22 protein-coding genes are annotated in these 26,882 nt (G+C 57.3%); 19 read left to right on the top strand and 3 right to left on the bottom strand.

The features are described 5' to 3' along the window. Positions 1-19: 19 nt before the first annotated feature. The 9 genes from ACP7AJ_RS07140 to ACP7AJ_RS07180 all read left to right on the top strand — a co-directional run bounded on the left by ACP7AJ_RS07140 (position 20) and on the right by ACP7AJ_RS07180 (position 9,071). Positions 20-829, top strand: coding sequence for an undecaprenyl-diphosphate phosphatase (locus ACP7AJ_RS07140; protein ID WP_426059507.1), 810 nt, complete (start codon positions 20-22; stop codon positions 827-829). Further along, positions 826-1,671 carry a tRNA pseudouridine(55) synthase TruB gene (gene truB / locus ACP7AJ_RS07145; RefSeq protein WP_426059508.1) on the top strand — a complete coding sequence of 282 codons (846 nt, stop codon included), beginning with the start codon at positions 826-828 and terminating at the stop codon, positions 1,669-1,671. The genes ACP7AJ_RS07140 and truB overlap by 4 nt, the downstream gene beginning before the upstream one ends. Before the next feature lie 127 nt (positions 1,672-1,798). Beyond that, positions 1,799-2,746, top strand: coding sequence for a bifunctional riboflavin kinase/FAD synthetase (locus ACP7AJ_RS07150; protein WP_426059901.1), 948 nt, complete (start codon positions 1,799-1,801; stop codon positions 2,744-2,746). A gap of 32 nt (positions 2,747-2,778) precedes the next feature. Continuing rightward, positions 2,779-4,050: a carboxypeptidase-like regulatory domain-containing protein gene (locus tag ACP7AJ_RS07155; RefSeq protein WP_426059509.1), complete on the top strand. Its 1,272-nt coding sequence runs from the start codon at positions 2,779-2,781 to the stop codon at positions 4,048-4,050. 222 nt (positions 4,051-4,272) lie between these two features. Further along, positions 4,273-5,493: a carboxypeptidase-like regulatory domain-containing protein gene (locus tag ACP7AJ_RS07160; RefSeq protein ID WP_426059510.1), complete on the top strand. Its 1,221-nt coding sequence runs from the start codon at positions 4,273-4,275 to the stop codon at positions 5,491-5,493. Beyond that, on the top strand, positions 5,490-6,185 hold the full coding sequence (locus ACP7AJ_RS07165) for a CoA transferase subunit A (RefSeq protein WP_092677411.1): 696 nt from the start codon (positions 5,490-5,492) through the stop codon (positions 6,183-6,185). The genes ACP7AJ_RS07160 and ACP7AJ_RS07165 overlap by 4 nt, the downstream gene beginning before the upstream one ends. 56 nt (positions 6,186-6,241) lie before the next feature. Beyond that, positions 6,242-7,573 (top strand): serine hydrolase domain-containing protein, encoded by a 1,332-nt coding sequence (locus ACP7AJ_RS07170; protein WP_426059511.1) that lies wholly within the window; start codon positions 6,242-6,244, stop codon positions 7,571-7,573. Between the two features lie 78 nt (positions 7,574-7,651). Beyond that, positions 7,652-8,308 carry a CoA transferase subunit B gene (locus tag ACP7AJ_RS07175; RefSeq protein ID WP_426059512.1) on the top strand — a complete coding sequence of 219 codons (657 nt, stop codon included), beginning with the start codon at positions 7,652-7,654 and terminating at the stop codon, positions 8,306-8,308. Between the two features lie 259 nt (positions 8,309-8,567). After that, on the top strand, positions 8,568-9,071 hold the full coding sequence (locus ACP7AJ_RS07180) for a hypothetical protein (protein WP_426059513.1): 504 nt from the start codon (positions 8,568-8,570) through the stop codon (positions 9,069-9,071). Positions 9,072-9,142: 71 nt separating this feature from the next. On the opposite strand, the gene ACP7AJ_RS07185 is transcribed toward ACP7AJ_RS07180, so the two are convergent. Then, positions 9,143-9,748: a hypothetical protein gene (locus tag ACP7AJ_RS07185; RefSeq protein ID WP_426059514.1), complete on the bottom strand. Its 606-nt coding sequence runs from the start codon at positions 9,746-9,748 to the stop codon at positions 9,143-9,145. Positions 9,749-9,871: 123 nt separating this feature from the next. Here ACP7AJ_RS07185 and ACP7AJ_RS07190 point away from each other — a divergent pair, with 123 nt between their 5' ends. The 4 genes from ACP7AJ_RS07190 to ACP7AJ_RS07205 all read left to right on the top strand — a co-directional run bounded on the left by ACP7AJ_RS07190 (position 9,872) and on the right by ACP7AJ_RS07205 (position 14,831). Continuing rightward, positions 9,872-11,032: a hypothetical protein gene (locus ACP7AJ_RS07190; RefSeq protein ID WP_426059515.1), complete on the top strand. Its 1,161-nt coding sequence runs from the start codon at positions 9,872-9,874 to the stop codon at positions 11,030-11,032. A 133-nt stretch (positions 11,033-11,165) separates the two neighbouring features. Beyond that, the gene (locus ACP7AJ_RS07195) at positions 11,166-12,032 is read left to right on the top strand and encodes a hypothetical protein (protein WP_426059516.1); all 867 of its coding nucleotides are present in this window, start codon (positions 11,166-11,168) and stop codon (positions 12,030-12,032) included. Between the two features lie 261 nt (positions 12,033-12,293). Next, positions 12,294-13,931: a GNAT family N-acetyltransferase gene (locus ACP7AJ_RS07200; protein WP_426059902.1), complete on the top strand. Its 1,638-nt coding sequence runs from the start codon at positions 12,294-12,296 to the stop codon at positions 13,929-13,931. Positions 13,932-14,099: 168 nt separating this feature from the next. Beyond that, positions 14,100-14,831, top strand: coding sequence for an energy transducer TonB (locus ACP7AJ_RS07205; protein WP_426059517.1), 732 nt, complete (start codon positions 14,100-14,102; stop codon positions 14,829-14,831). Positions 14,832-14,874: 43 nt separating this feature from the next. Here ACP7AJ_RS07205 and ACP7AJ_RS07210 read toward each other — a convergent pair whose 3' ends face one another. Next, positions 14,875-15,405, bottom strand: a complete 531-nt coding sequence (locus ACP7AJ_RS07210) for a GNAT family N-acetyltransferase (RefSeq protein ID WP_426059518.1) — start codon at positions 15,403-15,405, stop codon at positions 14,875-14,877. A 240-nt stretch (positions 15,406-15,645) separates the two neighbouring features. Here ACP7AJ_RS07210 and ACP7AJ_RS07215 point away from each other — a divergent pair, with 240 nt between their 5' ends. The 4 genes from ACP7AJ_RS07215 to ACP7AJ_RS07230 all read left to right on the top strand — a co-directional run bounded on the left by ACP7AJ_RS07215 (position 15,646) and on the right by ACP7AJ_RS07230 (position 23,882). Next, a complete protein-coding gene (locus tag ACP7AJ_RS07215) occupies positions 15,646-16,359 on the top strand; it encodes an SDR family oxidoreductase (RefSeq protein ID WP_426059519.1) in 714 nt (237 codons plus the stop codon). Positions 16,360-16,958: 599 nt separating this feature from the next. Then, entirely contained in the window at positions 16,959-20,123 is a 3,165-nt protein-coding gene (locus ACP7AJ_RS07220) for a SusC/RagA family TonB-linked outer membrane protein (RefSeq protein ID WP_426059520.1), read from the top strand. A 25-nt stretch (positions 20,124-20,148) separates the two neighbouring features. Beyond that, positions 20,149-21,642 carry a RagB/SusD family nutrient uptake outer membrane protein gene (locus ACP7AJ_RS07225; RefSeq protein WP_426059521.1) on the top strand — a complete coding sequence of 498 codons (1,494 nt, stop codon included), beginning with the start codon at positions 20,149-20,151 and terminating at the stop codon, positions 21,640-21,642. Between the two features lie 251 nt (positions 21,643-21,893). Beyond that, on the top strand, positions 21,894-23,882 hold the full coding sequence (locus tag ACP7AJ_RS07230; protein ID WP_426059522.1) for a DUF4394 domain-containing protein: 1,989 nt from the start codon (positions 21,894-21,896) through the stop codon (positions 23,880-23,882). Between the two features lie 73 nt (positions 23,883-23,955). On the opposite strand, the gene ACP7AJ_RS07235 is transcribed toward ACP7AJ_RS07230, so the two are convergent. Further along, positions 23,956-24,687, bottom strand: coding sequence for an RDD family protein (locus ACP7AJ_RS07235; RefSeq protein WP_426059523.1), 732 nt, complete (start codon positions 24,685-24,687; stop codon positions 23,956-23,958). Positions 24,688-24,861: 174 nt separating this feature from the next. On the opposite strand from ACP7AJ_RS07235, the gene ACP7AJ_RS07240 reads away from it, so the two are divergent. Further along, positions 24,862-25,818 (top strand): stage II sporulation protein M, encoded by a 957-nt coding sequence (locus ACP7AJ_RS07240; protein WP_426059524.1) that lies wholly within the window; start codon positions 24,862-24,864, stop codon positions 25,816-25,818. Between the two features lie 32 nt (positions 25,819-25,850). Next, complete coding sequence (locus tag ACP7AJ_RS07245) at positions 25,851-26,801, top strand: hypothetical protein (RefSeq protein ID WP_426059525.1); 951 nt, start codon at positions 25,851-25,853, stop codon at positions 26,799-26,801. The last annotated feature ends 81 nt before the right edge of the window (positions 26,802-26,882 follow it).

Here is a 26,882-nt window from a genome sequence, read left to right on the forward strand (position 1 = left end):
TCCCTCCTTTCCGCTAGAAATGACTTATTGGCACGCGTTGCTCCTCGCTATTGTGGAGGGCGTTACTGAATTTTTGCCCGTGTCCAGCACCGGGCACATGATTATTGCGTCTGCCCTGCTAGGTATTCCAGCCACGCCGTTCACCAAGCTTTATTTAGTGGTGATTCAGCTCGGGGCCATTTTATCGGTGTTTGCGGTATACTGGCGGCGTTTTTTTCAAAGCATCGACTTCTACCTCAAGTTGCTGGCAGCTTTTCTGCCGGTGGTAGTGGTGGGGCTGCTGCTTAAAAAGCACATCGACACCCTGCTCGAATCCGTGACGGTGGTGGCTGCCACGCTGCTGCTCGGAGGCATCGTGCTGGTGTTTATCGACCGGTGGTTTCCGCAGGAAGACCCGGGTGAGGGCGGCCACCCCGTCACGAATCCGGGCTGGCGGCAGGCCATTATCATTGGCGTGTTTCAGTGCCTGGCCGTGGTGCCGGGGGTCAGCCGCTCGGCGGCCACCATCATCGGGGGCCTCACGCAGAAGCTCACGCGCCGGGCCGCTGCCGAGTTTGCCTTTTTTCTGGCCATGCCAACCATGACGGCGGCGGCGGCCAAAGACCTGTACGACTTCTATAAAGAAAGCGAAGCCGGCTTATCGCTGCCCGAAATTAAGCTGTTGCTGTTTGGCAACATCGTGGCGTTTGTGGTGGCGCTGCTGGCCATCCGGGTGTTTGTGGGCTTTGTTACGAAGTACGGTTTCCGGGCTTTTGGCGTCTATCGTATCATTGTAGGCGGCATGTTGTTGATAATGTTGGGACTGGGTGTTAATCTCCAATTGGTATGAGTGCGAAAACCTTAGCTGAGTTTGATTTTGAGACGGGCGAAGTCCTCCTGCTCGACAAGCCCCTGACATGGACGTCATTCGACGTGGTAAGAAAGGTGAAGAACGCCCTGCGCATCAAGAAAATCGGCCACGCCGGTACCCTCGACCCCTTGGCCACCGGCCTGCTCATTCTTTGCACGGGCAAAAAGACCAAGGAAATTGACCTGATTCAGGCCCAGGAAAAAGAATACGCAGGCTCCTTCCGTCTCGGCGAAACCACGCCCAGCTTCGACCTGGAAACGGCCGTGGACATGGCCCGGCCCTACGCCCACCTCACCGAGGAGGAGATTACGGCGGCCACGCTGCCCTTCGTGGGCACCATTCAGCAAACGCCACCGCTCTTTTCCGCCGTTAAGATTGACGGCAAGCGCGCCTACGAAATCGCCCGCAACGGCCAGGAAGCCGAAATCAAGTCCAAAACGGTCGAAATCAAAACGTTTGAGTTGACGCGCATTGCCTTGCCCGAGATAGATTTCCGGGTGGTGTGCTCCAAGGGCACGTACATCCGCAGTCTGGCGCGCGACTTGGGGGTGGCCCTGGGCTGTGGTGCTCACCTCACGCGGCTGGTGCGCACCCGCATCGGCGAGTACCGGGTCGAGGATGCCTTTTCGCTGGAAGCCATTCAGGCCCTGCGCCCACCCCGCCCCGAGGGCGAAGGACGCGCTCGCATCGAGCGCCCGCGCACGGCGCCCAACCGGGCCGGGCTGCAGTACTACGCCGCGCTGCAGGCCGATGCCCTGGCTGCCAAAGAGCATCAGGTAGCCGAATCGACCCCCGCGCCGCCTGACGCTGCGCCGGAATAGCCTCGGTATGGCACCGGTAGCCAACCTCTGCGCTTGCGGGCCCAGTCGCTCGGGTGTGCAGTTCAGGTAAGGGCCCGTTACCTTCGTGGCACTTTCTTTCCCCATCATTCGCTTCTCCGGCGCCCCAATGCACGTCATCCGCGACCCGGCCCAGTTTCCTTTTCTCGGCAATGCCGTTGTCACGAGCGGCACGTTTGATGGCGTCCACCTGGGGCACCAGCGCATTCTGGCGCGGCTGCGCGAGGTAGCCCAGGCCAGTGGCGGGCCCGCGGTGGTTATCACCTACTGGCCCCACCCGCGGCTGGTGCTGGGGCCGCCTCCCTCCCACCCCGAGCTGCTGGAGCTGCAGCTACTCAACACGCTGGACGAGCGGATAGCCAAGCTGGCAAACATGGGGGTCGACTACCTGCTGATTGTGCCCTTCACCAGGGAATTTGCGCAGTGGACATCGGAAGAGTACATTCAAAACCTGCTGCTGAAAACCGTAGGCACCAAGCAGCTGGTGATTGGCTACGACCACCGGTTTGGCAAAAACCGGGAGGGCGGCTTCGACTATCTCAGCCAACACGCCGACCGCTACGGCCTGACCGTGGAAGAAATTCCGCGTGAGGACGTGGATGCCGTGGGCGTGAGCAGTACCCGCATTCGCCAGGCCCTGCGGCAGGGCGACATCGCCACCGCCAACCGCTACCTCGGCTACCTCTACCCCCTCACCGGATTGGTGGTGCACGGCCAAAAGCTGGGCCGCACCATTGGCTACCCCACGGCCAACCTGGTCACGACCGAAGCGCTGAAGCTGGTGCCGGCCCGCGGCATCTATGCTGTGTGGGCCACCACGGTGGCGGGCACCCGGCACCTGGCCATGCTGAGCATCGGCGTGCGGCCCACCATTGGCCAAGATTTGGAACAAACGATTGAGGTGAACCTGCTGGATTTCAGCGGTGATTTATACGACCAGGAACTGACCCTGGAGTTTGTGGCCTGGCTGCGGGGCGAAGAAAAATACGATGGCTTGGACGCGCTAACGGCCCAATTGGCGTTAGATGCACAAGCCACGCGTGCTGCGCTAGGCTAATCCGATTTCCTTTTTATCATAAGTCGCTATTAATGAACCACTCACGAATATTTCTAATTTGCTGCCTCTGGGTGGGCGCCCTGAGTGCGGCGCAAGCGCAGGGCAAACTGAAGGGAGTAGCCCTGGACTCGGTCACGCGGCAGCCACTCGCGTTTGCCAGTGTGTTTCTGGCCAACACCACCCTGGGCGTGACCACCACCGAACAAGGGCAATTTGAGTTTCCGAAAGTTCCGGCTGGCACCTACGATGTGGTGGGTTCTTACGTGGGCTACCGCCTGGCCAAGCAATCCGTCACCGTGGGCCCTACCAACCCGGAGATAAAGCTGTATCTGGCCCCCACCGGCAACCAACTGGACGAAGTTGTGGTGAAGCCCGCTCCCAACAAGCCGGAAGAATACGAGAAATTCGCCAGGCTATTTGTGGGCGGCACCACGTTTTCGGAGCAGTGCCGCATCAGCAATCCCGACCAGGTGCGAGTGCTTTACGACGACTCCACCAAGGAGCTCACCGTTCGGGCCAAAGAGTTTGTGCAGATTGACAACGAGGCACTGGGCTACCGCCTGAAGTATTACGGACTGGATTTCAACTTCGATGAAGAATCTGGCTCCATTTCATACTACGGCCAGCCCGTATTTGAGGAAATGAAGCCGCGCGACGAGAAGCAGCGGCGCCAGTGGGCCGCCAACCGCGCCACGGCGTACAGGGGCTCGTTTATGCACTTTCTGCGTAGCCTGTACACCAACCGGATGCAGGCCGAAGGCTTTATGGCGCAGCAGGTGAGGGTGGTATATCACCCGCAATACGAGCGCGCCCAAGAACTGCGCCGCACCTTAATAGAAAACAAGCCGGATGGCCCGTTCACGGCGGCCGAGGAGGATTCGCTGTCCCGATGGGACGCAATGGCTCCGGTATCGGCAACGCTAAATCCGGCTCCGCTGCCCATTGACAGTGTGCGCCGGATATCGGCTGATGGGCGCCGCACCTACCTGCGTTTCACGGGGGAGCTGCAGGTGGCCTACTTCGGCGAAGCCCCCGACCCGCGTTACAAAAAGCCAATGTCGCCGCTGGGCTATTCCCGCACGCCCTACCCCGCCAAGCGCCAGGTATCGCGCTTGAAGCTGCGTGGCCGCCAAGCTGAGATTCAGGCCAATGGCTCTTTGATGAATCCGCTGGATGCTTACAATGGCGAGTACTGGGGCTTCGAGCGCATCGGCGAATTCCTGCCCGTCGACTACGTGCCGCCTACCTCTGCCGGGGCGGCGCCCGCCTCTTCGGCTCCGCCCGCAAGAGCCAGCAGCAAATAAATTCTGCTGCCTACCCCAACGGCTGTCTGGCTGAGCAGGTGAAGTGCCATTCAACGCTGCAATATCCGTAGCTAAAATGGACTGCTTTGCCCGCCAACCGGACAGCCGTTGGCTTTACCGCAGGCGTGTGCAACGGCAGTCATTACTTTTGAATCGCTTGTCCATACACAGCGGTCCCCGTTTATGCGCCTTTTGCGATTTTGCTTACTACTAGGCTGGGGATTGATAATCGGCAATGCGGTCCTTGCTCAAGGCAAATTGAGCGGCGTGGTGCTGGATTCGGTGACACGGCAGCCGCTGCCGTTTGCCAGCGTGTTTCTGGCCAACACCACTTTTGGGGCCACCACTACCGAACAGGGGCAATTTATGTTTCCCAATGTGCCGGCTGGCACCTATACAGTGGTAGGCTCCTACGTGGGCTACCGCTTGGCCAGGCAGGAAGTGGTGGTGGGAGCAGCGCCCCAACAGCTTACGCTGCAACTGGGGCCATCGGCCAACCGGCTCGGCGAGGTAGTGGTGCGCGCCGACCCCAACCGCCTTCACAATTACCGGACTTTCGTTGATTTATTTCTTGGGCGCACCTCGTTTTCGCGCGCTTGCCGCATCCGCAACCCCGACGATGTACTGATTGATTTTGATGTCGATAAAAACACGCTAACGGCCTCCGCCGCCAAGTTTCTGCAGGTCGACAATCAAGCCTTAGGCTACCGCATCAAGTATTTCGGGCTCCGATTTTCCTGCAACTTCACCGAGCAAGTGCTTCTTTTTTATGGCGAGCCGGTGTTTGAAGAAATGACTCCGCGCAACAAAGGCCAGCAGCGCCGCTGGGTAGCCAACCGCGAACAGGCATATTGGGGTTCGCTTACGCATTTCTTAAAAAGTGTATACGACAACCAAGTAGCTGCCAATGGTTTCCTGGTGCAGCACCTGCGCATGGTTCCTAATCCCAACTTTGGCCGTGTCGACAGCCTGAAGCGCGCGCTGGTTAAAAAACGGTATTTGCAGGAAATGCCCACGGCTGAACGAGACTCCTTAGACCGCTGGCGCCAGGTGCCCCGCACCTTCTCCATCCTATACACGCCTGCACGGCCCATCGACAGCCTGCGCCGACTTTCGGGCGATGGACGTACGTTCCTGCGTTTTACCGACTATTTGCAGGTGACTTACCTACGAGAGCGCCCCGACCCGGAGTACCTCAGAATCCTTGCTGCTAGGCCCGCTACGGATGGTTTGGCAGTTGACATGCGAGCTTTGGAGAAACGCCAGATATCACGGCTCTCCTTGCGGATGCCCGAAAACGAGATTCAACCCAATGGCCACCTCGTGGACCCGCTGGCCGTATTCACCGACGAATACTGGGGGTTCGAAAAAATGGGTGAATTTTTACCCCTGAATTACCAACCGCCGACTACGGGGCCCAGCCCCCAACCTCCCACCCAATGATAGACAAAACCGTTCCCAACGCCCAGGAAGCCCTGCAGGGCATCGCCGATGGCATGACCCTGATGCTCGGCGGCTTCGGCCTCTGCGGCATTCCCGAAAACTCAATTCAGGAGCTGCTTCGCCTGGGCGTCAAAAACCTGACCTGCATCAGCAACAACGCGGGCGTCGACGATTTCGGCATTGGCCTGCTGCTGCAAACCAAGCAGGTGAAAAAGATGATTTCCAGCTACGTGGGCGAAAACGCCGAGTTTGAGCGCCAGCTGCTGAGCGGCGAGCTGGAAGTGGAACTGATTCCGCAGGGCACCCTGGCCGAGCGCTGCCGAGCGGGCGGCGCGGGCATTCCGGCTTTCTTCACCCCTGCCGGCTACGGCACCGAGGTTGGCGAAGGCAAAGAAAGCCGCGAGTTCAACGGCAAAATGTACCTGCTGGAAACCGGCCTCATTGCCGATTTTGCCTTCGTCAAAGCCTGGAAGGGCGACACGGCTGGCAACCTGATTTACAAAGGCACGGCCCGCAACTTCAACCCCATGATGGCCACGGCCGGCAAAATCACAGTGGCCGAGGTGGAAGAACTGGTGCCCGCTGGCGAGCTCGACCCCAACCAGATTCATACGCCGGGCATATTCGTGCAGCGCATTTACCAAGGCGAGCGCTACGAGAAGCGGATAGAGCAGCGCACGGTGCGCAGCTAGTTGCTGCGGTGCGGATAATTGAGGCCGCTTTCTGAATAATTCTACTTCCTTTTGCTATGAAAAAAACTTCCATTGCCTTCTTGCTGCTGCTGAGTGGCTACAGTGCAGTAGCTCAGGTAGCAACCCCAGCGCCAAAGGCACGGCGCCCGACTGCCTCGCGTGTTGCAGCAAAGCCGGCAGATGCTCAGCGCCTCGACCAGCTGCTGCAGGAATACACGGCCGATGGCCGCGTGCCCGGCACCATAGCGCTGGTGATGCGCGACGGCAAAGTGCTGTACCGAAAAGCTTTTGGCGTTGATGACATGGCAGCCAAAACTCCGCTGCGCTCCGACGCCATCATGCGGATTGCCTCACAAACCAAAGCCGTGACCAGCGTAGGCCTGATGTTGCTGTACGAAGAAGGCAAGTTTCAGCTCGATGACCCCGTTTCGAAATACCTGCCGGCTTTTGCTAACCCCAAGGTGCTGGCTACTTTCAATGAGAAGGACTCGACCTACACCACCGTGCCGGCTAAGAGCGAAATCACCATTCGGCAGCTGTTTACCCACACGTCGGGCATCAGCTACCCCGTAATCGGCACCAAGGAAGCCAAGGCCATTTATGCCAAAGCGGGTATTCCCAGCGGCATCGGCACGCCAGGGGGCTCGTTGGCCAAGTCCATGGATGCGCTGGGGCTTCTTCCGCTCATGCACCAGCCGGGCGAGCGGTTCACCTACGGGCTGAGCGTGGATGTGCTGGGCCGCCTGATTGAAGTACTCTCGGGCCAGTCGCTGGACCAGTACCTGCGCACCCGCCTTTTTGAGCCACTAGGCATGAAGGATACTTGGTTCTACTTACCTGCCGACAAGCAGGCACGGCTGGCCAAGCTCTATACCGAGGACGCCGCCAAAAACACCGTGCCGATGGGCCCGCGCGACGGCATGATTCCCGATTACCCCAAGGCGCCGGGCACTTATTTCTCGGGTGGAGCGGGTTTGTCGTCGACCATCGACGACTACGCGACCTTCCTGCAGATGATGCTGAACAACGGTAGTCACAATGGGCGGCGCCTGCTCAAGCCTGCCACCGTGGCCCTCATTACCCAGAACCAAATGGGCGAGGTCAGCCAAGGAAACAACAAATTTGGCCTGGGCTTCAGCATCACCACGGCCCAAAGCGCGGCCGCCAGGCAGCCGGGCCTCTCCGAAGGCTCCTACGAGTGGGGGGGCATTTTCGGCACTACCTACTGGGTCGACCCTAAGCAAAAGCTAGTGGCCCTCATTTATACCCAGAAATACCCCAGCGGCACAGCCCGCGACTTGGCCGACAAGTTTAAGACGGCGGTATATCAGACATTCCTACCGCAGCAAGCAGCCGCAGCCAGCTCCGCAACGCCGGCTGCCAAATAACATCCCACCTCTCTCATTTCCCACCCACAAAATCCGCGAAGTCCGCTAAATCCGGATGAATCCGTGGTTCCGACAATCATGCTTGACAAACACGGCATCGCCCGACGCATCGCCCAGGAAGTAAAAGACGGCTCCTACGTTAACCTCGGCATTGGCATTCCCACGCTGGTGGCCAACTACATACCGGCCGGTATCAACGTGGAGCTACAGTCCGAAAATGGCTTGCTCGGCATGGGCCCTTTCCCCACCGAAGACCAGGTTGACCCAGACCTCATCAACGCCGGGAAGCAGACGGTGACCACCCTGCCCGGCTCCAGCCTCTTCTCCTCGGCCGACTCGTTTGGTATGATTCGCGGCGAGCACGTGGACCTGACCATCCTCGGCGCCATGGAAGTTTCGGAGAACGGCGACATCGCCAACTGGAAAATTCCCGGCAAGATGGTGAAAGGCATGGGCGGCGCCATGGACCTGGTGGCCTCCGCTAAAAACATCATCGTGGCCATGCAGCACGTGGCTCGCGACGGTTCGAGCAAGTTGCTGCCCAAGTGCACCCTGCCCATTACGGGCCTGCACTGCGTGAAGAAGATTGTGACCGAGTTGGCGGTGCTCGACGTGACGCCCGACGGCTTTGTGCTGCGCGAGCGCGCCCCGGGTGTGAGCGTGGAGCAGATTGTGGCCGCTACGGCCGGGAAACTGGTAATCCCCGAAGGCGAGGTCCCGGAAATGGCGCTGTAAGCCAGCCTCTTTGTCAATTGGACTACTTGGGTCAGGCACGACCCGCGTGCGCGGACTGAGTTCGGCTTTTTTAGGCGCCGGTGCCCTCATGGGCCGTAGTTTTTTGGCAGTTTGGGTGGCGCTGCTCACCGTCACCACGGCCTCAGGCTAAGTCAGGCGGCGCGTGGCTCGGAAGTATTTGCGCCTGCACACCGTCTGTGATGCAACCTTGGGGCAAAGCGGACGGTCAACCAGGCACGCACACTTTGTTACCCAGCCCATGAAAAATAGTATTCTTTATACGGCTTTATCCACAAGCTTGCTGCTGGGCGTTGGCTGCCAGACCAAAGAATATTCCGTTTGGCCGCTTGATGAAGTGTGTTCAGTTGAGTTCCCAATTCTCGATAAAGCCGATGCCAAAGCCGCTTTGCTTGGCGATTGGCAGTGGCAGCAAACTCGGTATCCGGGCCAAAGCCGATTGACGGGCGTTGTGCCCACCGAAACGCCGCGCTCGACGGGTCACCAGCTACTGTTCCGTTTTACCGCTGACCGGTACCTCATCCTGAAAGACGGAAATGTGGTACAGGATTTACCTTACGAAGTGAGGTATTGGGGAGAAGGCACCAATACGGTGGACCCAATTTTGCTCGTGCGCACCTACCAAGCGGCAACTGGTTTTTCGGGGGGCAGCATACTGCGCATCGACCCAGGCAAGCAGTGCCTGCAACTTGTCAACTCTTACGGCGACGCAGGCGGAGACCTAAGCTTGAAAAAAACCAAATAAAACTAACGGCTAACCGAGCCGCTGGGCGGCTGGCGGTTAGTTGCGTGGAGTCTTGGTGGCTTTCTGTTTTATCATCGCAGCCGGTAACCCAATCCCACGCCGTAAATGGAGCTTTGTCCGGCCCGTTCCAAGCTCGCGAATTTGAGCTTGGCACTCGCTAGCAATCGTTCTGTGAAAGCGTGCTCGTACTCAACCAGCACGTTGAAGCCGTAGTTGAACTCCTTTACGGAAACCCAATTTATCTGCACGTTTGTCACACTGCCATCCGATAATACGGTGTAGCGAGAAGGCCCCATCAGTTCGTCCTGCCGGTACCAAAGCGAGGGTCCCGCCCCCAGCCGGAGGGCATGACGCGAGTGACTGATAAAATCAAATGCGAAGGTTGCGTCAGTAGTCAGCCGCTCGCGTCGTTTGCCTCTTACGTAAACATTATTTGTTAGCGGAAGATACCTGCTGTTGGGCGCATTTACGTAGCCAAAATCGCCTATTAGCACAAGGCGGTCGTTACGAAAGTGCCTCGCGTAGCGCAATAGATAGCGGTTGCCAGTGGCATCCGGTCCGTCAAGTCCGACGCGCTCAAAGCCGATGCCAAGGGAATTCCGATAAATGGAATTTTGGGCCTGCGCGCCGAAAGCCAGCAACATGATAAAAATGAGGGAATAGAGTAGAGCTTTCACTATAAAAATAGTTTAAATCACCTATTACGGGCTATACAAATGTAGCTTCTTTATAAGCTGAAGTCGTTGTAATTGTGGGGGCCACCTACGCGTATATTCGTAGTCCTTCCCTACCCTGTATCTATGCGTCTGACCTTTATTCTCCTGTTGCTGGCTGCCGCTCCCGCACTGGCCCAGAATTCACCAATTATCGACCGGACCGACATGCCGGCTCCCACCACTGCGGCTCCGCTCGATACTTTGCGCTTGAGCACCGCCAGCAATGCGCTCCCGGCCTCTGCCCCTCCACCAAGCCAGCGCGGCGCCAACCAAACCTGGAACTATGCGGGGTTAGTGGCTACTTCCCAACGCCTGGAGCAGTTTGTGACCGTGGCTACCGTTACGGCCACCGCCCCCGTTTATGCACTGGTGTTTGGCCAGTTTGGCGGCGCGAACCGAGCCACCGTGGCTTCTCCGCAAGCCCTGCCCTTGCCTCCCGCATTTCCCATCCCCCTCACCGATACATACCAGTTTTTTGCTACTTCGGCAGCCACTGCGTCCGCTCAGGACTTTCGCTCTGTAGGGTATGGGGGCTCACTGTCGGGCGTGGCCGTGCCGGTTACCTACGCCAGCCAGGCGCAGCAAGACATCATCTACCGCTTTCCGCTGAGCTTTGCCAGCCAACCCGACTCCAGCAACTCGTTTCTATCTACTCCGGCCGCAGTGGCCAGCACCGGCTATTTCAGCCAAAAGCGCAAGCGCGTGAATTGGCCGGATGCCTGGGGCGCACTCACTACGCCCTTTGGCACCTTCAACACGGTACGTGTGGTGACAACCTTGATGGACCACGACAGCATTTCGCTCAACGGTTTCAACCAAGGCTTCGACCTGCCGCTGACCCGCGAATACAAGTGGCTGGCCAAATCGCAGCGCGTGCCGCTACTCACCATCACCACCCAAATGCTTGCGGGCACCGAGGTAATCACCAGCGTACAGTACCGTGACATCTACCGCCGCATGGTGCGCCTGGCAACCCGCGATGCGGCCACAAATGCCGCCCTGGCTACTTACCCCAACCCTTCGGCCGCGGGCAGCCCACTCAGCCTTATCGTGCCTTTGGGCAGCGGGCTCCTCACGGTGTCGGCTACCGATGTAGTGGGCCGGCAGCTGTTCCAGCGCAGTATGAATGGTAGTTCGGGCACAATCAGTCTGGCGGCTGAGGATTTTGGCACGTTTCGGGGAGTGGCGTTGCTCACCGTGACCACGGCCCGAGGCACGACCACCCGGCGGGTGGTGCGGGAGTAAGGCTTTTTCATTCAGTCGTCGGGGAAATAAGGGTTTTTGCCAAGTTGCAACCCTTGCGATGTGCAATCAGCCGTGGCGTGGCATCAGGAAGGCAGCTGATTATTGCTACCTGTGCCGTAAGCTCCTGGCGAACATGAAAATCCTGCTTCTTCTATTGCTTTTGTTGCTGCAGCTACCGGCCAATGCCAGTCAGATTGTAGTAGGCCTGCGTTCCGATAACCTTATTAGCTGGAGTGTTTGGGAACGGGAGGGCAGTTCCCTGAAACATTATTTGCTGCTCTACAACAAAACTCCTCAAGAGCTGGACATAAGAGCGCTGCTTAAGCGTTTTAAGTCAGTCAGTACCAACTTCGAGGTAGTTCCGACCAGCCGAACGCTTTTCCATGTCCCTTTGGCTGCACATACGTTAGTGCGGTTGCGTTACCCGAAGCACGACACTGGCCTCGACTTCATGGAGTATTTCGAAAACGGCGCGGGCATCGGCTTGCTACCCTTTAATAATGCACGGCCCGATGCTGTTGCTTTATATGGCCTTCAAAATCGGTTCTACTCAAATGAGGGCATGAACAATGGCCTTGCTGGCTATTGGCTGGGCCTTGAAACCATTTATAGCACTCCCACTCAGGTGCAAGCCCTAATAGAACCAACTAATTGTTCTTTTGGCGGTTATCAGTTGCTGAAGATTTGTGCTACTGATGAAGACGCACAGCACCAAGCTGGCAAACTAGACTCCCTGACTGGCGAAGATTCTTCAATCAGGAGGCTTGACAGTACCCACTGGAGTGCCGAAGTACCGGTTCGGCCACTTCGAGCCAATATTGCCACGCCCAATGTGTCAGTATTGGTTCTGCTAATGGACCGGGTGGAAATCATCTCCTGTTACGATGAGAACAGACGCCCAGTATCAGAGAAATCCATCGGCGGAAGCATTCATTTCTTTCCCGTTTTTCACCTTGACAAAAAACACAGCAACAAGAAATGGATGAGGGCCTGCCAGTGAGCGGATGCTTTGTGGGAAGGGCTAATTTTAACGGTATTGCACCGTTCTGATAAGATTTTCGTTTACTTACCCGTTGGCGACGCACGCCAACGGTTTTTTTAATGGGTGACATTCGCGAATTGGCTACTTATCCATCGGGGTAGGCCTGCATTTCGCTTATTTTCTAGCAGCTTCGTTTTCAGCATTATGGCTACTTCTTCCAACGGCAAAACCGCTCCCAGCGGCGGTCACGCCAAAAAGGTGGGCAAACCCAGTCCGGCAATGGCCGGGCTAGAACTTCTCACACCTACTGCCGTGCCGGCCCACAAGCTGGTGCTGCGCACGCTGCGCCGCTCCGATTTTAAGGCGGTAAAACAAATCATGGACAAGGTGTACTCCAACATGGAGGGTGCCTGGGCGGCCGACGAGTTTGCGGCCCTGCTCAAGAAGTTTCCCGAAGGCCAGATTGGCATCGAGGATAACGGCCGCTTAGTGGCGGCCGCGCTGGCCATTATTGTGCAATACAGCGACTTCGGCGACAAGCACACCTACGCCAAGATAACGGGGCACGGCAAGTTCGACACTCACAACGACAACGGCGATACCCTGTACGGCGTCGACGTTTTTGTAGACCCCGAGTACCGCTCCCTGCGCCTGGGCCGCCGCCTCTACGACGCTCGCAAGGAGCTGTGCGAAAACCTGAACCTGCGCGCCATGGTGGCCGGCGGCCGCATTCCCGGCTACGCGGCCTACGCCAGTGAGATGACCCCGGCCAAGTACGTGGAGATGGTGCGCAACAAGGAGGTGGTCGACCCCATCCTCACCTTCCAGCTCTCCAACGAGTTTCACGTGCGGAAAATCATCCGCGGCTACCTGCCCTATGACTCCGAGAGCAAGGCCTTTGCCACGCTGCTGGAGTGGATTAATGTGTACTACGAGGAAGAGGAGAAGCTCATTGGCAACACTAAATCCAACGTCCGCATCGGCATTGTGCAGTGGCAGATGCGCGCCACCCGGAGCCTCGAAGACTTGCTGCAGCAGATTGAGTTCTTTGTAGACACGGTATCGGGCTACAAGTCGGACTGCGTAATGTTCCCCGAGTTTTTCAACGCCCCCCTCATGGCGCTGACCAATGAGGATTCGCCAGCGGTGGCCATCCGGGCCATGGCGGCATTCACCGAGCCCATCAAGGCCAAGATGATGGAGCTGGCGGTGAGCTACAACATCAACATCGTGGCCGGCTCAATGCCGGTGTACGAAAACGAGAAGCTGCACAACGTGGCCTACCTCTGCCGCCGCGACGGCACCGTGGACGAGCAATACAAGCTGCACGTGACCCCCGACGAAGCCAGCTACTGGGGCATGCGCGGCGGCGACAAGCTTAAGTGCTTCGACACCGACTTCGGTAAAATCGGCATTCTGGTGTGCTACGATGTGGAGTTCCCCGAGCTGGCCCGCATGCTGAGCGAGGAGGGCGTAAAAATCCTGTTCGTGCCCTTCTGGACCGATACCAAAAACGCCTACCAGCGTGTGCGCATCTGCGCCCAGGCCCGGGCCATTGAGAACGAGTGCTACGTGGCCATCACCGGCTCGGTGGGCAACCTGCCGCGGGTTGAGAACATGGACATTCAGTACTCCCAGAGCGCCGTGTTCAGCCCGTCAGACTTTGCCTTCCCCCACGATGCCATCGTGGCCGAGGCCACGCCCAACACGGAGATGACTCTCATTGCCGACCTTGACCTCGACCTGCTCAAAGACTTGAACACCAGCGGCGCCGTGCGCAACCTACGCGACCGCCGCCGCGACCTGTACTCGCTGAGCTGGACTATTAAGAAAACCGAGCGTGACGAGGAATTGCTGGAGCAGGGCGTGGAGCGCATGCCGCGCACCAGCCGCCGCAAGGCTATTGCAGCCGGCTAAGTGCCCGCAACCTGAGTAGCCCTTAAAAAAACAAGCCCTGCATTTTCATAATGCAGGGCTTGTTTTTTTGAGGGCGAAAACTGACATAACCAGAGAGTACGAGCACCTTATATTTGTCTCGCAGCCTTACGAGCTTGCTTAATTCATGCGCCCTCTGCCGCTCTTCTCATGAAGCTCCTCTTACTTCTACTAACCGCTTTCTGCTTTATTTTTAGTACTGCTGAAGCGCAGAAAAAACCCGCCAAGTCACAGGATGCTCATCGCCCGGTACTAGAGCAGGGCGCAACAACGCCCGATGGCAAGCGAATTGGCAAATGGAATTTCTATACTCGAAATCAGGAGTTGGAATTGACTTTCGATTACGACTCAAGCCGTATCTCCTTTATGCAAGCCGATACTACCCGCTACTTGGTGCGGGTGGGAGAAGAATGGCAACTGAAACGCATGGCCCGAGTCCCGCATCTGCTGGGCAGCACCGACCATCGCCTGCTGGAACTGACGCGCAACCTGCGCTACCCGGTGAGTGCCCTGCAGCGGCAGTTGCAAGGCACCGTCATAATCGGCTATACCGTGGACGTTAATGGGCATTCCCGGGACTATACAGTTGAAAACAGCATGAGTCCGGACTGCGACCAGGAGGTATGGCGGGCCTTGCAGAAGCTGCCCGACAACTGGATACCCGCTGTCTATCTGAACCGCCCCACAGCTACCCGGTTTTACTTAGCCGTCAAGTTTATGATTACTGATGAAGCAGCCCTGAGGCGCGAACAGCAGCGAAGCACCGAAGCACCAGCGGGTTTGGCTGCGGTGCCAAGCAAGTCGCGCTATGCCCATGAGGTGATTGTTACTGCCATGGCCGTAGAGCGGCAAACCCGCATCGAGCAGCGCCCATCCCGGTAGGTTTGGTTTTTACAATTTGCTTCAATGTTTAGGCTGACTATCCTCAAGCATTGAGCACTTTATAGTAAATTACGGTGGTGTGCAGCGTACCATCGCCGCTCTGAGCATACTTTGGAATAGCTCCGGCCACCTGGTAATCTAGGGATTGGTAGAGCAATTCAGCAGCATCGCCCTGTCGGGTGTCGAGGACCAGCGTGGTGCGGCCCAGCTCAGCCGCTTTAGCTTCGAGGGCGCGCAGAAGCTCTCGGCCTATGCCCAGGCGACGTGCTTTTCGGTGCACCATCATTTTGGCAACATCGGCCCGATGGCTGCCATTGCTTTGCGGGGCCAATACCAGCTGCACGGTGCCCACTATTTCCTGGCTACTCCCGTGGTAAGCCACAAACAAAGCCACTGTACCGGCCCGAACGCCTTCCTGTACGCGCTGCCAGAAGCTGCTGGCCTCCTCCGTGGAAAGCGGGGGCACAAAACCCAGCGCGGCCCCCGAGGCAATGGCGTCTTGAAACAAAGTAATGAGTTGTGGCAATGCTTCCTCGATTTGTTCGGGGGCAGGAGTTGAAATAACGATGCTCATGGGTAGTCGTGATAAGGTGGCATGAACCTAACGGTTGCGCTGAAACCAAGCAGCAGCGGCGCAGCATGCGCTTGAAACGCTAGGCCAGGCACCAATCATGCCCTGAACCTGCCTTCCTAATAGGGTGTGGTAACGGCCGTTCCGTGCTTCAAAGAATCCCGCCAAGATAGCAGGACAGGCTTTTGTGCGTAAACTGCAGCTCCAAATTGTTCTTCTGCTCTCCTAATTTCCCTAAAAAACATGCGCGCTTTCATCACCGGAGCCAACCGGGGCCTGGGCCTCGAGCTAACCCGTCAATACCTGGAGCGCGGCGACCAAGTGTTTGCCGCCAGCCGCAACCCCACTGACGCGGCCGAGCTCCAGCAGCTTCAGCAGCAATACGCCGACCGCCTCGTGCTCCTACCCCTCGACGTAACCGATGCGGCGTCTATTGCGGCCGCCGTGCAAACAGTGAGCAGCAACACCGACGCCCTTGACGTGCTCATTAACAACGCCGGGGTGTACCCGCACGCGGGGTCGGGCGATGGTCACCAGCGCCTGGGGCAACTCACCCACGAGGATGCCATTGAGACCATGCAGGTGAACGCCATTGGGCCGCTGCTGGTGTCGCAGGCGCTGCTGCCGCTGCTGCGCGCCGGCAACAAGGGCCGCATCCTGAGCATCTCTTCGGGCCAGGGCTCCCTCACCTGGAAGGCCACCGGCGACCCCTACCACTACAGTGCCAGCAAGGCGGCCCTGAACATGTACATGCGCAGCCTGGCCGCCGAGGTCGGCCACATGGGCCTGATTTCAATAATAGTAGACCCGGGCTGGATGCGCACCGACATGGGCGGCGACCACGCCACGCAGGAACCCGCCGATTCGGCCCGCGGCATCATTCGCCTCGCCGACCAGCTGCACGCCGAAGAAAACGGCAGCTTCGTAACCTGGCAGGGACAACCTGTGCCCTGGTAGGGTTTTCTCTTTTTCCGCGCTCTTACTCTTTGTAACCGCAGCGGAACAACACCATTCCGCATGCCCCTTGGTTGAGCAATCAGCCGAGGGGCATGTTTTTTATGTTTTCAAAAGGCACTGGCCAACAGTTAAATATCAATGGGCTTTCTGGCAATTGGCAGCCGCTTCGCTGATACCATTTGGCCAGCTTAACCAGAGTAGCTTTACATGCTTTGCCCTGAGGTCAAGAGCAAGGCAAAGAGGTGTAGTACGCCTTTGCTAATGGAATCATTCCTGGTGTATGAGCCGCTGGTCAGGAGGTAAATAAGCTGGTCCTGTCGCTACCCGGCGGGCAAGCGGTTCTTCCAACTTGCTTGCGCTCAATCAGCATTCAGCCCTTCTTATCTGGCTACTGGGCACTGCTTACGCAGATTCCAAACATCTGATACTTTGGCATCTGTTTATTGCCACAGTCCCGAGAATCATGTCAATCATGTAATTACCAGTTTGTTATTTAGTTTAAAGCTGCATGTTTTAAATTTTTACTCAAAAAAGCAAACTTTAGTAAAAAATGTGCGCCTATATTCGCCAATCAACACTCTTCACCAAAAACCATTAACATGAGAAAAACAGTACTATTAATGCTCTTCATGGTCTTGTCGCTGATGGCGCAAGACCTCTGGGCCCAAGGTCGGACGGTGTCCGGCACTGTGACCGGGTCAGATGGCGCCACGATACCGGGTGCAACGGTACTTGCTAAAGGAACCAAGCAAGGAACTTCGACTGATGTTGAAGGCAAGTATTCTCTGTCGGTTCCGGAAGGAACCACCACCTTGGTCTTTTCATATGTAGGGTACGATAGCAAGGAAGTTAGCATTGGTGGAGCATCGACCATCAATGCAACCTTAAGAGTTAATCCCACCGGCCTCGACGAAGTAGTGGTAGTAGGCTACGGCACGCAGTTGCGCCGCGACCTGACCGGCAACGTAGCGTCCATCTCAGGCAAGGAGATTGCTACCGCTCCGGTGCAAAGCTTCGACCAGGCCCTGCAGGGCCGCGCCTCTGGCGTTAACATCACCACCCCTAACGGCGTGTTGAACAACCCGCCCGTTATCCGCATCCGCGGCGTGAACTCCATCAACCTGAGCTCGGCGCCGCTCATCGTTATCGACGGCATTCCGGCTTTTAGCGGTAATAGCTCGGCGGTGGGCAGCGTGCCCAACAATCCGCTGAGTAACCTGAACCCAGCTGATATTGAGAGCATGGAGGTGCTGAAAGACGCTTCGGCTTCGGCTATCTACGGTTCCCGGGCCGCGGGCGGTGTTATTCTGGTAACTACCAAAAAAGGCAGAAAAGGCCAAAGCAAGATTTCCTTTGACAGCTGGGCAGGCTTGTCGCGTCCAGTTCGGCTGTACGAGGTACTTGGCGCCCAGGACTATGTCACCATCAAGAACGAAGCCGTTCGCAACCTCAACGCCAACCGGCGTTCGGTGGGAGCTGCTGCGACCAACATCGAAGGCTTCAAGCTAACCGACGCGAACGGCAACTCCGCCGACACCCGTTGGTATGACTACATCTACCGCACTGGCTTCTCGACTTCTAACAACCTGAACTTTTCGGGCGGCACGGACAAAACCAGCTACTACACGTCGGTGGGCTACACAGACCAGAAAGGCATGCTGGTGCGCAACGATTTTAAACGCGTTTCCGCTCGCTTGAACGTTGACCACAAAGTGTTTGACTCCTTTACCGTGGGCATGCGGGTGGGCTATTCCAACACCAGAAACTCTTCGCCCAACTCTGGCTCGGTGGCCGACGGAGCCTTTGGCACGGCCGGTCTTGGCCGCTTGCCCCTGGTATTGCCCCCCAACGTGTCACCCTTCAACCCCGACGGTAGCTACAACACCAACGGAGCCGGACTCGGAGCCGGACCTAATATTAACCCTACCACCAACTCCCCGCTGCTTCCCGGCTACTACAACCCGGTGGTTGATTTAGAGAACAACTACTTCAACTCCGACGGCAACGAAGTTCAGGGCAGTGTATACGCCGATTGGGCCATTGTCAAAGGGCTGAATCTGCGTACTAGCTATGGTATCAACAACATTTCGTTTCAAGACAAGTCGTTTTTCACGGCGCTGGCTGGTGACGGCTTTTCGACCCGCGGCTCGGCCAGCAACTTCTTTCGCACCAACAACCGCTGGAACTGGCAGAATACCGCTCAGTACGACGTCACTCTTGCCGAAAAGCATAACTTCTCGCTTCTGGCCGGTAACGAACAGCAATACACCCAGATTGAGCGTTGGGGTGCCAACCGCACCGATGTAGCTGACCCATTCTTCACCTCGTTCCAGGGCAACTTTACCAATATTGCTCCCTCGGGCAACTTCCAGGGCGAAAACTACTTGGTGTCGTTCTTCGGCCGTATGAACTACAACTTCGACCGCAAGTACTTGGCTACGGTCAACTTCCGTCGTGACGGCTATTCGGCTTGGGCCAAGAAATACGGCAACTTCTACGGCGCTTCGCTTGGCTACGTCATCTCGGAAGAAGGCTTCTGGAAGAACTCGGCATTTGCCGAAACCTTCTCCTTTCTGAAACTCACGGGTAGCGTGGGCAGCGTGGGCAACAACCAAGGCATCGGCGACTTCGCTGCGCTCCAGACCTACTCCTCGGGCTTGTATGGAGCCAACCCCACCCTGTTCTTCAGCGCCGCTGCTAACCCCAACCTGACTTGGGAAACGAGCAAGAAAACCGACTTGGGCCTGTCCTTCGGCTTTTTCCAGGACCGCCTGCGTGGCGATATCGCTTATTATCAGAACCTGGTTGACGGTCTGATTCTGGACGTTCCCCAGTCGCCTTCCAAAGGCATACCTAACAACTCGATTCAGGGCAACGTGGGTTCGATGAGAAATACTGGTATTGAATTCAATTTGAACTTCAACGCATTCCAGGGCAAAGACTTCACCTGGACCGTGAATTCGAACCTTACCACCCTCAAAAACCGGGTTCTTGCTTTGGCTACGGAAGGCCAGCGCATTGGCACAGCTACGTCAGGCCTCGAAACAGCTAACTTTACCCTGGTGGGCCGCTCGGCCGGCGAACTTCTGGCAGTGCCCTCGTTGGGCGTTAATCCTGCCAACGGCCGCCGTATGCTCAAGAAGGCCGACGGCACGGTGGTGCAGTACGAGCACCTGGGCTCAGGTTGGACCACGATGGACGGCCGCCCAGCTACGGCTCCCAACCAGTTGGTTGACGGGGTGTACTACGGCCCTACCCTACCTACCTACTACGGTGGCGTCGACAACACTTTCCGCTACAAGGCCTTCGACCTAGGTGTATTCGTTCAGTTCTCGGGCGGCAACTACATCTACAATGGCACGAAGGCTGGCTTGCACGACCAGCGTTTCTGGAACAACGAGAAGGATATCCTGGACCGCTGGACCGAAACCAACACCAACGCCAAGTGGCCCCGGGTCGTGTTCGGCGACAACGTTTCGAACGGTTCAACCATCATCATGTCGTCCAATGTGGAAAAAGGCGATTTTGCCCGCCTCCGTCAGGTTTCGCTGGGTTACTCCTTTGGCCAGACGCTGTTGAGCCGCATTAACGTGGCCAACGCCCGCTTGTACGTGCAGGCACAGAATGCTGCCCTGCTGACGAGCTACTCAGGCATTGACCCCGAGATTTCGAGCAACGGTGCCAACAACACGGGCTCCGGTGTTGACCGTAACTCGGTTGGCCAAGCCCGGACGTACACGGTAGGTTTCAACATTGGCTTCTAAATTTAATTACCTGATGAAGATATCGATGAATAAGAAAGCCGCTGTGGCGGTTTGTTCAGCTTTACTGGCTGTTGGCACTTTTTCCTGCCAAACCGATAAGCTAACCCCAGTTCCCATTACCCTGTTTTCAGACCAAGTAGTTTTCAATACGCCAGCCCGCATCGAATTACAGGTCAATAACCTGTATTCCTTTGTAAAGTCGGGAAGCTTCCTGGGTGGTCGCTACCAGATTTTCAGCGACATCCGGGGTAATGACTTCATCAACCGCACGTCCAATAACGTAACTGGACTAGGGGTATGGAACCATACCTTGGTTGAGACCGCGCAAAACGACGTCGTTAACACTTGGGGCGCTGCCTACGCGGCAATCAACCAAATCAACGTGTTTCTGGCTGGCCTGGATGCCAACGCATCCAAATTTGTGGCGCCCACGTTTGCGGCTGATTTTTCGACCAAAGCATCCCAGTATCGGGGCGAAGCCCGGTTGTTGCGTGCCTTATGCTACCACTCTCTGCTGCAACTGTATGCCCGGCCATACACCGATGGCAACGGCAGCAAGCCCGGCTTGCCCCTGCGTCTGATGGGCGAAACCACCGATGCAAATAACGACTTGGCGCGCAGCACGGTAGCTGAAGTTTACACCCAGATTCTGGCCGACCTGACCTTTGCTGAGCAGAACCTGCCGCTGAACTACGGTGCCAGCGCCACCACTCTAAACGTGACGCGGGCCCACCGCAACACGGCTATTGCGCTGAAAACGCGAGTATACCTGACCATGGGTCGCTATGCGGACGTCATCACCGAAGCCAATAAAATTGTGCCGGCTACGGCTCCCTTTGTTGCCCCCAGCGGAGTGCCTCACGCGCTGCAGGCATCGGTGGCTTCGGTATTTGCCGTACCCCAGGAGACAACGGAGAGCATCCTGTCTTTCCCCTTCACTGCTCAGAACGCCCCGGGCACTCAAAACCAGTTGGCGTTTTACTACCTGCCCTCGTCGCTTGGCGGCAACGGCGAGTATGGCTTGAACAACGCAGCAGGCGGTATTTTGAGCAACCCCGGCTGGGCCGCTAATGATGCCCGTCGCACGGCTTTCGTGAGGGCAGTTGGCACAGAATTCTTTTTGAGCAAATACCCTACCGGTACTCCCTACACCGACAAGGCCCCGGTTATTCGGTACGCAGAAGTGCTGCTTAATCTAGCAGAAGCCCGGGCGCGCACCATTAGTGGCGTCGACCCGCAAGCGCTGGCGTTGCTGAACGCCGTCCGCGGCCGTTCGAACCCGGCGGGCGTGTATACGGCGGCCAGCTTCGCCTCCGCAAACGCAATGGTAGATGCCATCTTGCTGGAGCGCCGCATCGAGTTCCTGGGCGAAGGCATCCGGAACATGGACCTGATGCGTCTTAACACGACCATTCCAGCAAAAGGCTCTGTACCCGCTATTGAGCCTAGCAACTCGCTTTACATATGGCCCATCCCGGCCACTGAGCTGCAGACGAACCGACTCATGACCCGCAACTAGCGGCTGAGCCTTACCTAATGCTGCTAAAAAAAGCGGCTTGCCCATTGCTGGGCAAGTCGCTTTTTGGTTTTATGCACTGCTGAAGTTCAGCGACGATGGTGCTACGCGGGCATCTTAGTACTGTCCCCTGGTCCACACTCTTTTGGGCACTCCAACCGGCGGGATATTCCAATTTAGTCAATCTCTCACGTAAAGGCTACGTAATATATTGTATAACTTTTTGTATTCTCCTTTTTATTTATTCCACAGCCATGCGACAACTTTTTACCTTTACACGGCTAGCAGCTGTAGTCGGCCTGCTGCTTCTGGGGCCGGTAGCATCCCGTGCGCAAACGGCCTATGGCCTTATTACCACTTCCCCAACGACCTCAAGCTTGGTTACCTTCCAGGTGTCAGCGCCCACAACGTTTATTGCCACCGTTCCGGTGGTAGGCCTTGCAACCGGCCAGGTTTTGGTGGGCCTGGATAGCCGCCCAAATACGGGCGAACTTTTTGCGCTGGGTTACAACATTGGCGCTACCCAGATTCAATTGTATACCCTGAACCCCATTACGGGCGCTTTGACCCCGGTAGGAGGCACGCTGGTTGTGAACCTGGGCACCAACCGAAACCGCATTGGCTTCGACTTCAACCCGACAGTGGACCGCATCCGACTGACGGGCGCCAACAACAGCAATTTCCGACTCAATCCCGACAACGGCGCACTGGCAGCTACCGACGGCACCCTCGCCTACGCGGCATCTGACCCCAACGCCGCCCAAACCCCGGGCGTGGGCGCCGTGGCGTACGGCAACAGCTCCATTGGCGCTACGGCCACCACGCTCTACGCTATCGACGAAGCCAACTCCCGCCTGACCGTGCAGAACCCGCCCGACAACGGCACCTTGAACACCGTGGGCACCTTGGGCATCAATACCAGTGGCACCACCTTTAGCACCGACTTGGACATCTACACTCACCCTACCACCGGCGCTAACCAAGCCTACCTGTCGGTATCCGATGCCGCTTCCGTTGGCGGTTTCACCAATGCCCTCTACACCGTCGACCTAACCACGGGCGCAACCACACAGGTCGCGGCACTGGGTGTCGGGACCACCATGCCCCTGACTGATATTGCCCTGGCCATTACCCGTACGGTGCCCGCTACCGTAACCGGTAACCTCGCTTACGGGCTGGCTGGCTCCAATCTCATTTCGTTCGATACCGCCTTGCCGGGCACCATTCGCACGTCGGTGGGCATTACCGGTGTCAACGTCGCCCAGACGCTGGTGGGCCTGGACATTCGCCCCCTGACGAATACGCTGTACGCTTTGGGGTACAATGCCACTGCCCAGAGCTACCAGTTGTATGCCCTCAACGCAGCTACGGGGGTGGCAACGCCTGTTAACGCTACCCCCATCGCCTTGCCTTTGGGCACGGGTAAAATAGGCTTCGATTTTAATCCCGTCGCCGACCGCATCCGGGTGGTGAGCACCAACCGCGCCAACTATCGCCTCAACCCCATCGATGGCACCATTGCCGGCACCGATACCCAGCTCGCGTATGCCACCGGCGACCGGAACGCGGGCACTACTCCCAATATTGGCGCGGTAGCCTATACCAACAGCGTGGCCGGCACCACCGCGACCACCACTACCCTCTATGGCTACGACTTGGCAACCAATGTGCTCACCCTGATAAACCCGCCCAACGACGGCAACCTGATTTCGGTGGGCACCATGGGCAATTCGGGCATCACCGTGAACGCCACGGTCCCCAACGTAGACCTTGATATTTATACTTCCGCGGCCGGCGCCCAAACCATGTACTTGCTGGCCAATACAGGCACGGGCCTAAATTCCAGCCTCTACACCATCAGTTCTTTTACCATCACTAGCGCCGCTACCCTGGTGGGCGCCATCGGCAATGGCATTGCGGTGCGGGACATAGCGGTGGCCGCGGGCACTGGCGTAGCCACGGCTGTGCGGGAGCGTCTCGACTTGGCCACGGGCTTCAGCGTTTTTCCCAACCCTATGACTTCGGCCACTCGCCTTGCCTTCACGCTTACTCAACCTGGCCGTGTCGAGGTGGGGGTGTTTGATGTGGTGGGCCGCTGCGTGGGCACCCAAGCCAGCGGACTGCTGGGGGCCGGGCTGCAGGTCCTGGCCTGGCAAGCAGCAGGCCAGAAGCCTGGGCTGTACACGGTCCGCCTAGTGGTGAATGGCCAGCCGGCGGCAGTACGCCAAGTGGTGGTTGAATAGGCTGTTTCTGTCAAAGAAGGCTGATTTGAGTGTACAGGCAAGCCTTCTTTGCTGTCTGAATTAGGCTAAGGCCTCATACCTGTTGGGCCAGATGCAAATGGTCGCGCAACACGGTTTGTAGAAAATCCTCGTCGGGCAAGTCGGTGTAAATACCGGTCAGGAACTTCACCTTGTTGGCTAGTTCATTGAGCAGTTCGTAGTTGTCGCGGGCCTTGGCCTTTTGCACCAGCTGCCGAATCAGGGCCACGTCGTGGTCGGCGAGCAGGGCAGCTTGCGGGAACACTACCTGGTAATCGGGCAGCAGTGCGGCGCCGGTGAGCGGCGAGGCGTGGGCTTTGGGGCGCAGCTTGAGCACGGTGGTGCCAGCCGCAAGGTCGCCCAGGCGCTGCCCGCGCCCGTTGGCAGCAATGGTCACAATGGCCACAAGGCCACCAAAAAGCCCGGTGTCGATGATGCGCAACAGCCAGCGCAGTAGGTAGTCGCCAATGCTGGGAGCCGTGCCATCGAGGCGCATCACCTTGATGTCGCGGGCCTTCTTCCCGATGCTTTGGCCATTAAAAAACACCTCGCATATTAAGTGATAGAACACGTAGGGAAGGGCTGCCAGAAAAGCTACACTATAGAAGACAGCTGTATTACCAGTAGTACTCTTTGCAGTTAATAAACTCACCAACAACAGGCAGGCCACTACCCAAGCAATGAGCACCAGGTTGTCGAGAATGGCGGCCACCACGCGGTCGCCCAGACTGGCGACTTCGTACTCAACCGTTACGTTTTGGGCCGTTTGAACGCGGATGGTGGCCATGAGGGAATGCAGAAAGAAGTAGTCGAAAAAGGCGGCAAGTAACGCGCAAAACCACCAACATTTCCTTTTGAACACCAGTTTGTAATGCGCGGTTTTTTACTTCTGCGCCAGCCCTTGTTCTTGTGCCTTCCCAACCCGGGCACGACCTATCTTTAAGGCCTTCAACTTCGAGAAATGCGAGAAGCAATTTTTTTGCGCCAAAACCAGGAGCGTTGGCAGCAATACGAGCGCCCTGCAGCCGGGCCCGATGAGCTGGCGGCCCGGTTTGTGGCCCTCACCGACGACCTGGCCTACGCCCAAACCTTTTACCCCAACTCGCCCACCACGGCCTACCTCAACGGCCTCACCGGCAAAGTGCACCAGCGCATATACGCCAACAAGCCGCAGCGCCACGGCCGCGTGGGCAGGTTTTGGGCCATAGAGCTGCCGCTATTGGTTGCCCGGCACCACCGCACCTTGGCCGTGACGGCGCTGCTGTTTCTAATTTTTACCCTACTGGGGGCGCTTTCAGCTGCCTACGACGACTCCTTTGTGCGCGTGGTGCTGGGCGACGCCTACGTGAACCAAACCATTGAGAACATTCGCCGGGGCGACCCCATGGCCGTGTACAAGCAAGAAGGCCAAACCCTGATGTTCCTGGGCATCACAGCTAACAACATTTTTGTGGCCCTCAGCATCTTCGTGCAAGGCGTGACGCTAGGCATTGGCACCCTCGTGCAGATGTTTCGCACGGGAATTATGCTGGGCTCGTTCCAGTATTTTTTTTACCACTACCACGTGCTGCAGGCCTCAGTGCTCACCATCTGGATACACGGCACACTGGAGATTTCGGCCGTCATCGTGGCCGGCGCGGCGGGCTTTGTAATGGCGCGGGGCCTGCTGTTTCCGGGCACCTACGCACGGGGCGAGGCCTTAAGACAGGCGGCGCGCGATGGCTTAAAGATGGCCATTGGCCTGGTCCCAATTTTTGTATTAGCGGGCTTTCTGGAAGGCTTCGTTACCCGCCACACCGAGATGCCGATTGCGGTCAGCCTCGCCATCATTGGCAGTTCGGCGGCGTTTATTGGCTGGTATTTTATTCTCTACCCCCGTCAGCTGGTGCGGCGCCTGGGGCAGGGCGCTGCCGCCTAACAGCGAGCTCAGGCTGAATTATTTTACCCATTATGAAACCGAAGTTCACCCACGAATTAGACTTCCGCCAAGAACGGGATTTCGGCCAAAAGATTTCGGCTACCCTCGAGTTCATCTCGGCGCATTTTCGGCCTTTGGGCCGCGTGCTGCTTTACTTGGTAGTGCCCGCGGTACTGCTGCAAGGGCTGGCATCGGCCCTGTTCGATGCGGAGCTTTTTGGTTCGGTACAGGGTGCCATGCGGGAGCAGGGTTTGGGCTTGACCGGCTTGCTTCAGGGAGGCATGTGGGGGACTATGCTGAGTACCCCGGCTTACTGGATAAAAACCATTCTGGGCACAGCGGTTTTTACATTGCTGCTACTCAGCGTATATGGATACGTGAAGCTGTGCCTGTGCCCCCAGCCGGCGAGTGGCGAGGTGCGCGTGGCCGAGGTGTGGGCCGTGGTGCGCCAGGAGTTTGTCGGCACGTTTTTTTCGGCGTGGGGGCTCAGCTTTCTCATCACCGCTGGATTCTTCCTCTTGGTAATTCCAGGAATTTACTTCTCGGTCGCACTCAGCCTTTTTTTCGTGGTGAAGATGGTGGAGGGCACTGGGTTCGGTGAAACGCTCAGCCGCTGCCTGCAACTAACCAGCGGCAAATGGTGGTCGACTTTCGGGTTGATAGCCATCATGTTGTTCATCTTTTACCTGGTGATAGTTGGCATCGGCATTTCCGTAACGCTGTTTTCGGGAGGGCTATCCGCCATGTTTCAAGTTAGCCGCCTGCACTCGCCCGTGTTCAGCATTATGATGGCCAGCCTCAACAGCCTGGTCTTACTGCTGCTGTTACCTCCCCTGCTTGTAGCCCTGGCATTCCAATACTTTAACCTGGTAGAGCGCCGGGATGGGGTTGGCTTGCGGCGTCTGATAGACTCACTGGGCCAAACCTCAGCCCCACAAGCGACTAACAGTACCTATCAGCCCGACGAGGAAGGCGAATATTAAAATTCGGTGCGTTCGTCTTTGATTCATAAATCCAGCTTACTACCATTGGGCTTTTTTGGTCGGCCACTGAGCCAACGGACT

Origin of the sequence: Hymenobacter sp. B1770, assembly GCF_049896385.1 — a bacterium.
Taxonomy (GTDB): Bacteria; Bacteroidota; Bacteroidia; order Cytophagales; family Hymenobacteraceae; genus Hymenobacter.

Coding starts and splice junctions, on each gene's coding strand:
- ACP7AJ_RS07140 (WP_426059507.1), top strand. CDS start 20: ATGACTTATTGGCACGCGTTGCTCCTCGCTATTGTGGAGGGCGTTACT.
- truB (WP_426059508.1), top strand. CDS start 826: ATGAGTGCGAAAACCTTAGCTGAGTTTGATTTTGAGACGGGCGAAGTC.
- ACP7AJ_RS07150 (WP_426059901.1), top strand. CDS start 1,799: ATGCACGTCATCCGCGACCCGGCCCAGTTTCCTTTTCTCGGCAATGCC.
- ACP7AJ_RS07155 (WP_426059509.1), top strand. CDS start 2,779: ATGAACCACTCACGAATATTTCTAATTTGCTGCCTCTGGGTGGGCGCC.
- ACP7AJ_RS07165 (WP_092677411.1), top strand. CDS start 5,490: ATGATAGACAAAACCGTTCCCAACGCCCAGGAAGCCCTGCAGGGCATC.
- ACP7AJ_RS07170 (WP_426059511.1), top strand. CDS start 6,242: ATGAAAAAAACTTCCATTGCCTTCTTGCTGCTGCTGAGTGGCTACAGT.
- ACP7AJ_RS07175 (WP_426059512.1), top strand. CDS start 7,652: ATGCTTGACAAACACGGCATCGCCCGACGCATCGCCCAGGAAGTAAAA.
- ACP7AJ_RS07180 (WP_426059513.1), top strand. CDS start 8,568: ATGAAAAATAGTATTCTTTATACGGCTTTATCCACAAGCTTGCTGCTG.
- ACP7AJ_RS07190 (WP_426059515.1), top strand. CDS start 9,872: ATGCGTCTGACCTTTATTCTCCTGTTGCTGGCTGCCGCTCCCGCACTG.
- ACP7AJ_RS07195 (WP_426059516.1), top strand. CDS start 11,166: ATGAAAATCCTGCTTCTTCTATTGCTTTTGTTGCTGCAGCTACCGGCC.
- ACP7AJ_RS07200 (WP_426059902.1), top strand. CDS start 12,294: ATGGCCGGGCTAGAACTTCTCACACCTACTGCCGTGCCGGCCCACAAG.
- ACP7AJ_RS07205 (WP_426059517.1), top strand. CDS start 14,100: ATGAAGCTCCTCTTACTTCTACTAACCGCTTTCTGCTTTATTTTTAGT.
- ACP7AJ_RS07210 (WP_426059518.1), bottom strand. CDS start 15,405: ATGAGCATCGTTATTTCAACTCCTGCCCCCGAACAAATCGAGGAAGCA.
- ACP7AJ_RS07215 (WP_426059519.1), top strand. CDS start 15,646: ATGCGCGCTTTCATCACCGGAGCCAACCGGGGCCTGGGCCTCGAGCTA.
- ACP7AJ_RS07220 (WP_426059520.1), top strand. CDS start 16,959: ATGAGAAAAACAGTACTATTAATGCTCTTCATGGTCTTGTCGCTGATG.
- ACP7AJ_RS07225 (WP_426059521.1), top strand. CDS start 20,149: ATGAATAAGAAAGCCGCTGTGGCGGTTTGTTCAGCTTTACTGGCTGTT.
- ACP7AJ_RS07230 (WP_426059522.1), top strand. CDS start 21,894: ATGCGACAACTTTTTACCTTTACACGGCTAGCAGCTGTAGTCGGCCTG.
- ACP7AJ_RS07235 (WP_426059523.1), bottom strand. CDS start 24,687: ATGGCCACCATCCGCGTTCAAACGGCCCAAAACGTAACGGTTGAGTAC.
- ACP7AJ_RS07240 (WP_426059524.1), top strand. CDS start 24,862: ATGCGAGAAGCAATTTTTTTGCGCCAAAACCAGGAGCGTTGGCAGCAA.
- ACP7AJ_RS07245 (WP_426059525.1), top strand. CDS start 25,851: ATGAAACCGAAGTTCACCCACGAATTAGACTTCCGCCAAGAACGGGAT.